At 74.3% G+C, this 10,041-nt stretch carries 8 protein-coding genes and 1 pseudogene; 4 read left to right on the top strand and 5 right to left on the bottom strand.

The window, feature by feature from the left end:
- Positions 1 to 386: 386 nt before the first annotated feature.
- Positions 387 to 1,346 (top strand): annotated as a pseudogene (locus tag JFN87_RS29260) (alpha/beta fold hydrolase); the annotation flags it as partial.
- Between the two features lie 155 nt (positions 1,347 to 1,501).
- Here JFN87_RS29260 and JFN87_RS29255 read toward each other — a convergent pair.
- A complete protein-coding gene (locus JFN87_RS29255) occupies positions 1,502 to 2,290 on the bottom strand; it encodes a VOC family protein (protein WP_209344892.1) in 789 nt (262 codons plus the stop codon).
- Positions 2,291 to 2,547: 257 nt separating this feature from the next.
- On the opposite strand from JFN87_RS29255, the gene JFN87_RS29250 reads away from it, so the two are divergent.
- Positions 2,548 to 3,462, top strand: a complete 915-nt coding sequence (locus JFN87_RS29250; RefSeq protein WP_209344890.1) for a DUF72 domain-containing protein — start codon at positions 2,548 to 2,550, stop codon at positions 3,460 to 3,462.
- Here the strand turns inward: JFN87_RS29250 and JFN87_RS29245 are convergent, their stop codons facing one another.
- Positions 3,463 to 4,365 (bottom strand): LLM class flavin-dependent oxidoreductase, encoded by a 903-nt coding sequence (locus tag JFN87_RS29245; protein WP_209344888.1) that lies wholly within the window; start codon positions 4,363 to 4,365, stop codon positions 3,463 to 3,465.
- Between the two features lie 10 nt (positions 4,366 to 4,375).
- On the bottom strand, positions 4,376 to 5,236 hold the full coding sequence (locus JFN87_RS29240; RefSeq protein ID WP_209344886.1) for a phosphotransferase: 861 nt from the start codon (positions 5,234 to 5,236) through the stop codon (positions 4,376 to 4,378).
- Between the two features lie 78 nt (positions 5,237 to 5,314).
- Between JFN87_RS29240 and JFN87_RS29235 the strand changes: the two genes are divergently transcribed.
- Positions 5,315 to 6,055 carry a class I SAM-dependent methyltransferase gene (locus tag JFN87_RS29235; protein ID WP_209344884.1) on the top strand — a complete coding sequence of 247 codons (741 nt, stop codon included), beginning with the start codon at positions 5,315 to 5,317 and terminating at the stop codon, positions 6,053 to 6,055.
- A 169-nt stretch (positions 6,056 to 6,224) separates the two neighbouring features.
- Positions 6,225 to 7,136 carry an HAD-IIB family hydrolase gene (locus JFN87_RS29230; protein WP_209344896.1) on the top strand — a complete coding sequence of 304 codons (912 nt, stop codon included), beginning with the start codon at positions 6,225 to 6,227 and terminating at the stop codon, positions 7,134 to 7,136.
- Between the two features lie 57 nt (positions 7,137 to 7,193).
- Here the strand turns inward: JFN87_RS29230 and JFN87_RS29225 are convergent, their stop codons facing one another.
- Both JFN87_RS29225 and cydC read right to left on the bottom strand, forming a co-directional pair.
- On the bottom strand, positions 7,194 to 8,729 hold the full coding sequence (locus tag JFN87_RS29225; RefSeq protein ID WP_209344882.1) for a GAF domain-containing protein: 1,536 nt from the start codon (positions 8,727 to 8,729) through the stop codon (positions 7,194 to 7,196).
- A 139-nt stretch (positions 8,730 to 8,868) separates the two neighbouring features.
- A partial coding sequence (gene cydC, locus JFN87_RS29220; RefSeq protein WP_209344880.1) for a thiol reductant ABC exporter subunit CydC occupies positions 8,869 to 10,041 on the bottom strand: 1,173 nt, incomplete at its 5' end.

The raw sequence follows: 10,041 nt of genomic DNA, 5'->3' as shown, positions 1-10,041 counted from the left end.
CCCCCCCCCCCCCCCCCCCCCCCCCCCCCCCTCCCCCGCGCGGAGCCCGGCTTTCGCGGCTCATCGGTGCCCGGGGCTCGGCCGTGTGCTCTTCCGATCCCCCCCAACGGGCCCGGACCGGAGGCGCCCTGCGCCCGGAAGGCGTCTGCCCAGGCGGACTGTCGCCAGACGGCCCGCCTCTCGGCGGCCCGCGGGGGCCGGAACCTTGGGAGGCCGGAGGTCTGCGGTGGCGCCCGGGAGGGCGTACGCGGCCGGTGCGCCGGGGACCGACGGCGGCCCCCAAGCTCGGCGGGCCAGGGGCGGGACGGGCCACGCCCTTGACGCCCACGACGCTCGGGCATGAGGCTACTGGCGAGTAGCGCGACCCCTGGAGGCGACGCCACACCATGACAGCCACCCCCGCCACCCCCGCGCAGCCGGCGGGCCCACCGCCCCGGCCCGCCCACCGCACCGTCCGCTCCGGCACCGTCACCCTCGACGCGGTGGAGTTCGGCTCACCGGCGCCCGGCCGTCCGACCGTCCTGCTCGTGCACGGCTACCCGGACAGCAAGGAGGTCTGGCTGCCGGTGGCCGAGCGCCTCGCCGCCGGCTTCCACGTGATCGCCTACGACGTACGCGGCCACGGCCGCTCCACCGCGCCCCGCCCCCTGCGCGGCGGCTTCACCCTCAGCTGCCTCACGGACGACTTCCTCGCCGTTACGGCCGCGCTGAGCCCCGGCCGACCCGTCCACCTGGTGGGGCACGACTGGGGGTCGGTGCAGGGGTGGGAGTTCGCCACGAGCGACCGCGCGCGCGACCGCGTCGCCTCGTTCACGTCCGTGTCGGGGCCGTCGCTCGACCACCTGGCCCTCTGGCTGCGCGCCCGCGCGGCCGAGCGCACGCCGCGAGCGCTCGGCCAGCTCCTCGGCCAGGGCGCCAGGTCGTGGTACGTCTACGCCCTCCACACGCCCAGGCTCCCTGAGCTGGCCTGGCGCGGCCCGCTCGGCCGGCACTGGCCCGCGCTGCTGCGGCGCACGGGCGACCTGCCGGACGCCGACGGCGGCACCGGCGACGACGCGTACCCGACCCGCTCCCTGCCGGAGGACGCGGCGCACGGCGCCTGGCTCTACCGCGACAACGTCCGCGCCCGCATGCGGGCCCCGCGCCGCGACGCCCGTGCGCGGATGCCGGTGCAGCTCGTCGTCCCGACGGGCGACCCGTTCCTCTCGGAGCGGCTGTACGACGACCTCGACCGCTGGGCCCCCGACCTGACGCGCCACACGATCACGGCCGGGCACTGGCTGCCGCGCTCACGACCCGACCAGCTCGCCGAGCTGGTCAAAGACTTCGTCAGAAACCAGGAGGAGAAATCCGGCTGACGGGCCACCACAAGCAGCCTCACGCCAACCCGCCCGCGCCAGCGCGTCGTTATCCACAGAGAGCCCAACAACCCTGTGGATAACTCACGTTGCCTGTGGATCAAACATCCATCCCGTGAACGGCCGAAACCGGCCGCTCGGCGTCAAGCCGTCTGCCCGACCGGGGTCACCACCGCGAACAGCGCCCGCTGCGGGTCCTCGACGACGGCCATCCTGCCGACCTTCTCCAGGTCGAACGGCGGAACGCGCACGTTGCCGCCGGCGTGCACCACGGCGTCCACCGTGCTGTCAACGTCGTCCACCGCGAAGTACACCAGCCAGTGCGGTGGAATACCCGCGTCCATGTTGGACATGTCCTGCACGCCACCGACGGTGTGGCCACGGACCTGGAACGCCGTGAACCCGGGCATGTCCCGCATCGGCACGCACTCGAGGCACAGCGCACGGTAGAACTGCGCGGCCCCGGGGACCTCCGTCGTGATCAGCTGGTTCCAGACCAGCGCACCGTGCTCGTTGACGATGCCCGCCCCGGGGAACTCGATGCCCTGCCACAACCCGAACACCGCGCCCTGCGGGTCCGCGCCGACCATCATCCAGCCCAGCCGTCCCACCTGCATCGGCGGCACCAGCAGCGCCCCGCCCGCGTCGACGACCTGCCCCTCCGTGGAACCGATGTCCCCGCTCGCGAAGTACGTCGTCCAGCTGGACGGCGGAGGCGGCTCGCCGTTCGCCGCCGGCCTGGACTGCATGATCCCCGCGACCGGCCTGCCCCGCTGGGTGCACAGCGCGTAGCCGCCGTACTCCTCGGGCCCCACCTCGCCCTGCCAGCCGAACAGGTCCCGGTAGAAGTCGAGCGCCGCCTGCTGGTCGGGCACCATCAGATCGACCCAGCAGGGCGTTCCGGGCGGGTACGGTTCGGTGACTTCGGGCATCTGTCCGCCTCCAAGCGTGGATCCGCCCAGGCGCCGTCGGGCCGGGGCGCCGGCCTCCTCGCACGCGGGCACGCGCGCGGTGCACGCGGTGCGCGAGGTGCCGCTGTCACGTGTCGCGGTTCCAGAGTCCCCCGCCACCGCGGCCCCCGCAACCAGTGCTCACCCGCCCACCGCCCGCGCACGCCCGGCCCGTCCGCCTCCGCCGGCTTTCGCCCGAGCGCGCGGTACTGGTGCGGGGCGCGGGGAAGACGGCCCGCATGGGTGAGATACGGGTCGGCACGTGCTCGTGGACGGACAAGGCGCTGGTCTCCAGCGGCTGGTATCCGGCGGGGCGGCGCGACGCGGAGGGCAGACTGCGGCACTACGCCACACGGTTCCCGGTGGCAGAGGTGGACGCCACCTACTACGGCCTGCCCAGCAGGCGCAACAGCACCCTGTGGGCGGAACGTACCCCGGACGGTTTCCGCTTCGACGTCAAGGCCTTCTCGCTGCTCACCGGGCACCCCACACCGCCGCGTGCGCTGCCGGCCGAGTTGCGCCCGGCCCTCGCCCGGCAACGGAGCCGGGACGCCGTCGACCCCGGCTTCCTCGACGAGGTGTGGGAGCGGTTCAGTACGGCCCTGCAACCGCTGCGCCAGGCGGACCGGCTGGGAACGCTGCTGTTCCAGTTTCCCCGGCGCCTCGCCCCGGGAGGCCCGTCCGCCGCGTACCTGCGCCGGGTCCGTGAACGCGCCGCGGGGTGGCCCATGGCCGTGGAGTTCCGGCACCCTGACTGGTGGCGCGGGGACCACGCGGCCGAGACGGCCGCGTTGCTGACGGAGCTGGAGACGACAGCCGTCGCGGTGGACATGGCCCAGACGCTGCCGACATCCATCCCGCCTGCCGCCCCCGTCACGTCTCCCGGTCTCGCCGTGGTGCGCTTCCACGGTCGCAGCACCGCCTGGGGAACCGGCACGAAGGAGGACAGGTTCCGTCACACCTACACGGCCCCGGAGCTGCGCGAGTGGGTCGCGCCCGTCCATGCGATGGCCGAGCAGGCGCATGAGGTGCACGTCCTGTTCAACAACTGCTGCGCCGACGCCGCGGTCCGAGCAGCCCAGTCGATGCGCCGCCTGCTCGACGGGGGCGACGCGGATCCCGTGACCGGCTCCGCCACCCGCTCGGCGGGGTGATCAGCCGAGCTGCGCGAGTCCCTCTGTCGCGATCCGCTCGAAGACGTCCTGGTCGGCGGCGAAGTCCGAGTCCGGGATCGGCCAGTGGAGGGCGATCTCCGTGAAGCCGATCTCCCGCTGCCTGCCCGCGAAGTCCACGAACGCGTCGACCGAGTCGAGCATCGTGGAACGGTCCGGTGTGAAGGCGGTGAGCAGGACCTTGTCCAGCTCGGCGACGTCCCGCCCGATCGCGTCGCACGCCGCGCCGAGCTTCGCGATCTGGCCGCGCAGCGCCTCGTCCGACTGCTGGGGCGTGCCTTCCTCGAAGAGCTTCGGGTCGCCCGTCGTCACCCACGCCTGCCCGTGCCGTGCGGCCAGCCTCAGACCGCGCGGGCCGGTGGCCGCCACCACGAACGGCAGCCGCGGCCGCTGCACGCAGCCGGGGATGTTCCGCGCCTCGACCGCCGCGTAGAAGTCGCCGTCCTGCGTCACCGCGCCCTCGGTCAGCAGCCGGTCGAGCAGCGGCACGAACTCGGCGAACCGGTCGGCCCGCTCCCTCGGCGTCCACGCCTCCTGCCCGAGCGCGGTCGCGTCGAAGCCGTTGCCGCCCGCGCCGATCCCGAGCGTGAGCCGCCCGCCCGAGACGTCGTCGAGCGACATCAGTTCCTTGGCGAGCGTCACGGGGTGCCGGAAGTTCGGCGACGTGACGAGCGTGCCGAGACGGAGGCGCTCGGTCGCCGTGGCGGCGGCCGTGAGGGTGGGCAGGGCGCCGAACCAGGGGCCGTCGCGGAAGGTCCGCCAGGAGAGGTGGTCGTAGGTGTACGCCGTGTGGAAGCCGAGCTCCTCGGCCCGCTGCCACTTCGCGCGGCCCCCCTCGTGCCAGCGGTCGACGGGGAGGATCACGGTGCTCAGGCGCAGGCTCATGCCGCCGAGCCTACGTGCCGGCGGGAGGGCGGCCGGGCCCGAGGCGATCGAGCGCGGCACGCACCCGGTCGAGGCCCTCCGCTCTCCAACGGTCCCGCTCGGGCATCCGGTCGTCACGGCGCCAGCGCCAGGACGAGAACATCGCCCAGTTCAGCGCGCGGCACCGGAGGGCCAGGCCGTGGTCGGCGCCCGGGTAGTGCCGCTCGACTTCCTCCGGCGCGTGGGCGAGGTCGAACTCGACCGGCCCGCGGCAGCAGGTGGCGAGGTCCACGAAGAGCGGGCCCCGGCTCGTGTTGAGGAGGTTGCCCGGGTGCGGCTCGCCGTGCAGCAGCTGGTCGCCGGCCCTCTCGGCGCTGATCGGGGTGCTCAGTCCGGTGAGCGTGCCGCTGAGGAGTTCCCTGTCGCGGTCGGGGAGCTCGGGGGACCGCTCCCGGTCGGTCACCTCCGCGAGTGCGGCCGCGATGCGGTCGGTGAAGCGCGGTGCGTCCAGATCGATCCGGCGCAGGGCGGCATGGTGCCGCCGGAGCGCGTCCGCGTAGGCGGGCGGCGCGACTTCTGTTCCCACGGGTTCGTAGTAGGTCCAGAGCGAGACGGCGAAACCGTCACGCACATGGACGCGGCCGCCGCCCCGGGGCTCGAGCCCGGCCACGGGTGCGCCGACGCCGGTGAGGCGGTGGGCGACCTCCACTTCGAAGGCGGAGCCCGCCAGGTCTCCCGAAGGCGCGACCCGCACCAGAACATCGCACGGGACCAGGCGCAGGGCGACCCGGTCCGAGTCGTGGACGACGGTCACATCGTCCACCTGAAGCCCCAGTTCGGTCGCGGTCGCCCGTCCCGCCTCCACCGCGCGACGAAGTCGTGATGGCTCCACAGCGTCCCCCTCCGCGTTGAGTTCCTGCCGCCGAGTTAATCAATTGCCGCCGGATGTGGGGCGGCGGACACTGGCGCGGTGTTCTCAGACGCTGACGCTGCCGCGCTGTACGACGTGCTGAACCCGTGGGACCCCGACCGGCGTTCCGACGACGGCTTCTACCTCCCGCTGGTCATGGACGCGGAGTCGGTCCTCGACGTCGGTTGTGGCACCGGCGCCATGCTGCGGCTGGCTCGTGAGCGCGGCCACCGCGGGCGTCTCGTGGGCCTGGACCCTGACCGCGCCGCACTGGACCGGGCATGGCGCCGGGCCGATGTCGAGTGGGTCGAGGGCGTCGCGGCGGACGCGCGGAGCGGCGCAGCCTTCGAGCTGGCCACGATGACCGGCCATGCCTTCCAGACCCTGATCACCGATCACGAACTGCGCGCTTCGCTAACCGCGATCCACGGTGCACTGCGGCGAGGCGGTCGTTTCGTCTTCGAGACGCGGCATCCGCAGGCACGGGCCTGGGAGGGGTGGACTCCCTCGAACCCGGACGACGTGGTCGACGTCGTGGACGAGGCCGGCCGTGCCCTGCGGTACTGGCACGATGTCGACTCCGTCGCCGGTGACGTGGTCACGATCCGCGGGACGGTGGCCCGGCGGGACGGCACGGTGCTGCGCGTCCTCAGCGAACGGCTGCGCTTCCTCGACGTCGCAGCCCTGGGCGGATTCCTCGCCGCGGCGGGCTTCTCGATCGAGGCGCAGTTCGGCGACTGGAACCGGGAACCCGTCACCGGTTCGAGCCGGGAGATCATCACCATCGCCCGTCGGGGATAGTCGCGGTTCCCGCGCGAGGGAGGGAGACCTTCGCGGCCCCCGCCGACCCCGCACCCGGCGTGCCGATGCGTGTGTACGGGACAATGGCCCGGTGACCTCTCGACCCGTGCCTCCGACCGACGCGGCCGGCGACGACCCCGCAGGCCTCACGGCCGCGGGTGCGGCCGACTTGCCCGCCGACCTCGTGCTGCCCGCCAGGACGCGGCTGATCGCCACCGACCTGGACGGCACCCTGCTCACCGACGGCAAGGCGGTGTCGGAACGGACGATCGCCGCGCTCGCCGCCGCCGAGGCCGCCGGTATCGCCGTGTTCTTCGTCACCGGCAGGCCGCCGCGCTGGATGGACGTCGTCAGGGACCACGTGCACGGGCACGGCCTCGCCATCTGCGGCAACGGCGCCGTCGTGGTCGACCTGCGCGCGGGCGACCTGCCCGTGCGGGTGCGGCCGCTGCCGCGGGCCGTCGCGCTCGACGTCGTGCGGGAGCTGCGCGCCGCCGCGCCCGGCACGTCGTTCGCCGTCGAGCTGACCGACGGCATCTCGTACGAGCCGGAGTACCCGCGCTTCCCGCTCGACCCGGGCACGCTCGTCGCACCCGCCGAGAAGCTGCTCGACGGCGAGGACGGTGGGGTCGGTGGGGACGGCGGGGACGGGGGGGACGGTGGGGGCGGCGGGGACGGCGGCGAGGGGGACTCCCCGGTCATCAAGCTGCTCGCGCACCACCGCGACCTGACGCCCGACGGCTTCCTCACGCTGGCCCGCACGCTCGCCGGCGACCGTGCGTCCTTCACCCGGTCGAGCCCCTCCGCGCTGATCGAGGTCAGCGGCCTCGGCGTCAGCAAGGCGAGCACGCTCGCGCTGTGCTGCGCCGAGCGCGGCATATCCGCCGACGAGGTCGTCGCGTTCGGGGACATGCCGAACGACCTGGAGATGCTGACCTGGGCGGGCACCTCGTTCGCCATGGGCAACGCCCACCCCGACGTCATCGCCGCCGCGAGCGGCAGGACGGCCAGCAACGAGGAGGACGGCGTCGCCGTCGTCATCGAGCGCATCGTCGCCGCGCGGCGCGCGGACCGCGACTGACGCGGCTGACCCGGCTGCCCTGCCGGGTCCGGCTGACGCGTAGCGCCCGGCCGGGCGCTACGAGGGCTCGGGGGCGCGGGGCGCCTGCCACACGACCGTCGTCCCGCCGCCGCCAGGGCCGAGGCCGCCCTCCACGCGGCTCGAACCGCCCAGCGCCTCCGCCCGCCGGCTGAGGTTGCGCAGGCCGCTGCGCCTGCCGCCCTCCGGCACGCCCACCCCGTCGTCCGCGACGGACAGCCGCACCGCGTCCGTCCCGTCGTCGAGCGCGGCCGCCGCGTCGACGACCACCTCGATGCGGGTCGCGTGCGCGTGCCGGAACGCGTTGGACAGCGCCTCGCGCAGCGCCGCGATCAGGTTCTTGCCCGTCATCTCCCCCACGGCCGTGTCGAGCGGGCCGACGAACCGATGGCCGGGCACGAAGCCCAGCGGGACAGCCGCCATCTTGATCTCGCGCAGCACGCGCGTCCGCAGCCCGGAGGGCTCCTCGTCCGGCGTCTGCTGGAGCGCGAAGATCGCCGTCCTGATCTCCTGGATCGTCACGTCGAGTTCGTCGATCGCCTTGCCCATGCCCGTGCGCACCTCGGCCGCCGTCTCGCGCGTGCGGCCGCTCTCCAGCATCATCCCGGTCGCGAACAGCCGCTGGATCACGACGTCGTGGAGGTCGCGGGCGATACGGTCGCGGTCCTCGAGGACGGCGAGCCGCTCACGGTCTCGCTGGGCCTCCGCCATCATCAGCGCCAGCGCTGCCTGCGAGGCGAACTGCCCGGCGAGGATCCGCTCCGTCTCGCTGAACCGCCTCGCGCCGCGGCCCCTCGGCGTGGCGAGCGCGCCGAGCACCCGGCCGCCGCTCTCCAGCGGCAGCAGCATCAGGGGGCCGTACGCGTCCGCGAAGCCGGACGAGCGCGCCTCGCTCGCGGCGTCGTCCATGAAGACGGACTCGCCGTCCAGCAGCGCGGAAACCACGGGGCTCGCGGGCAGTACGGCGCCGAGCCGCGTGCTCGGGGTGTCGGAGCACACGGCGACGATCTCCAGGCCGCCGTCCCCCGTGGGCAGCAGGACGACGCCGGCGTCGGCGTCCGCGAGGCGCCTGGCCTGCTCGGCGACGACCGCCAGGGGGTCCGTCGTGTCGCCGCCCGACAGCAGCGCCGTCGTGACGGCCACCGACCCGTCGATCCACCGCTCGCGCTGCCTGGCCGCCTCGTAGAGGCGTGCGTTGCCGATCGCTATCCCGGCGGCCGTGGCGAGGACGCGCGTCATGTGCAGGTCCTGTCCGGTGAACTCCGTGCCGCCGCGCTTGTCCGCGAGGTAGAGGTGGCCGAAGATCCGGCCCTGGACGCGGATCGGCACGCCGATCCGCTCGATCAGGTCCTCGGCCCTGCCGTACGTGACGAACTCGGCGTAGCCGTCCCCCGTCTCGTCCACGACCCCGATCGCCGTGTACCGGGCGCCCGACAGCTCCGCCGCGGTCTCGCAGATGCGGTCGAGAGTCGACCGCAGTTCGAGATCGGTGCCGATGGACCGCATGGCTTCGAGCAGCCGCGGCACCCCGGCGCTGAATTCGGCGGGTCGCTCTGCGGGGGACTCGGGCTGCATGAAACGAGACTAATCAGGACGAATGGCGAGAGAAAGTCGACCATCGTCCCCACGACCATCGTCCCCACGACCGGCGACCGGCGACCGGCTGTCGGCGGGCCAGCGACCGGCTGTCGGCCGGCCGGCGACGTGCTACGCGTTACGCGCGCCCCGCGGCCACCGTGTCCCCCGCGCGCTCGCGCTCGGACATCCGCCGCAGCGGCCCGTCGACGGCGGCGAGCTGCGCGTACGGGCCGCGCTGCACGGCCCGGCCCCCCTCCAGCACGACGACCTCGTCCACGGCGTCGAGACCGTGCAGCCGGTGCGTGATCAGCAGCGTCGTACGGCCCCGCGTCGCCGCCAGCAGGTCGGCCGTCAGGGCGTCGCCGGTCGCGATGTCGAGGTGTTCCGCGGGCTCGTCCAGTACGAGGACGGGGAAGTCCGCGAGCAGCGCGCGCGCCAGCACGAGCCGCTGCCGCTGGCCGCCCGACAGCTGGGCGCCGTGCTCGCCGACGAGGGTGTCGAGGCCGTGCGGCAGGTCTTCGACCCAGTCGAGCAGTCGCGCCGCCCGCAGCGCGTCCCGGAGTTGTTCCTCCGTCGCGTCCGTGCGGGCGAGGCGCAGGTTCTCGCGTACGGAGCTGTCGAAGACGTGGGCGTCCTGCGCGCACAGCCCGACGAGGCGCCGCACCCGGTCGCCGCCGAGCGCGGCCGCGTCCGTGCCGCCGAGGCTCCACGTGCCCTCGCGCGTGTCGAGGAAGCGGAGCAGCACCTGGGCGAGCGTCGTCTTGCCGGATCCCGAGGGACCGACGACGGCGACGCGCCGACCCGCGGTGAGCGTCAGGTCGAAGCCCGCCAACGCGTCGCGATCGGCGTCCGGATAGCGCGCCGTCACCCCGTTCAGCGTCAGCGGGAACGGTGACGCCGGCGGCTCGGCGGGCCGCTCGGGCTCCGAGACGGGCACCGGCGCGTCGAGCACCTCGTACACGCGCTCGGCGCTGCGCCGCGCCCGTTGCCTGGACTGCACGGCGAGCGGCAGCCCCGCGACGGCCTCGAAGGCGGCGAGCGGGATGAGCAGGACGACGGCCAGCTCGACGCCCGACAGCCGGCCCTCGCGCACCGCGTGGACGCCTGCGACGGCCGCCGCCGCCACGGTGAGGCCGCGGACGAGCGCGGAGAGCCCGGCGCCGAGCGCGGTGGCCGCGGCGCCGCGCGACACGAGGGACGTCAGCTCGGTGTCGGCCGCGCGTGCCTCGCGCAGCGCCCGGGGCAGCGCCCCGGCGACCGTGATCTCGGCGACGCCGCGCAGGAGTTCCGCGACGCGGACGGCGAGCGC

The sequence above is a fragment of the Streptomyces montanisoli genome (assembly GCF_017813245.1).
GTDB classification, from domain to species: domain Bacteria; phylum Actinomycetota; class Actinomycetes; order Streptomycetales; family Streptomycetaceae; genus Streptomyces; species Streptomyces montanisoli.
This window is presented reverse-complemented; position numbering and strand designations above follow the sequence as displayed.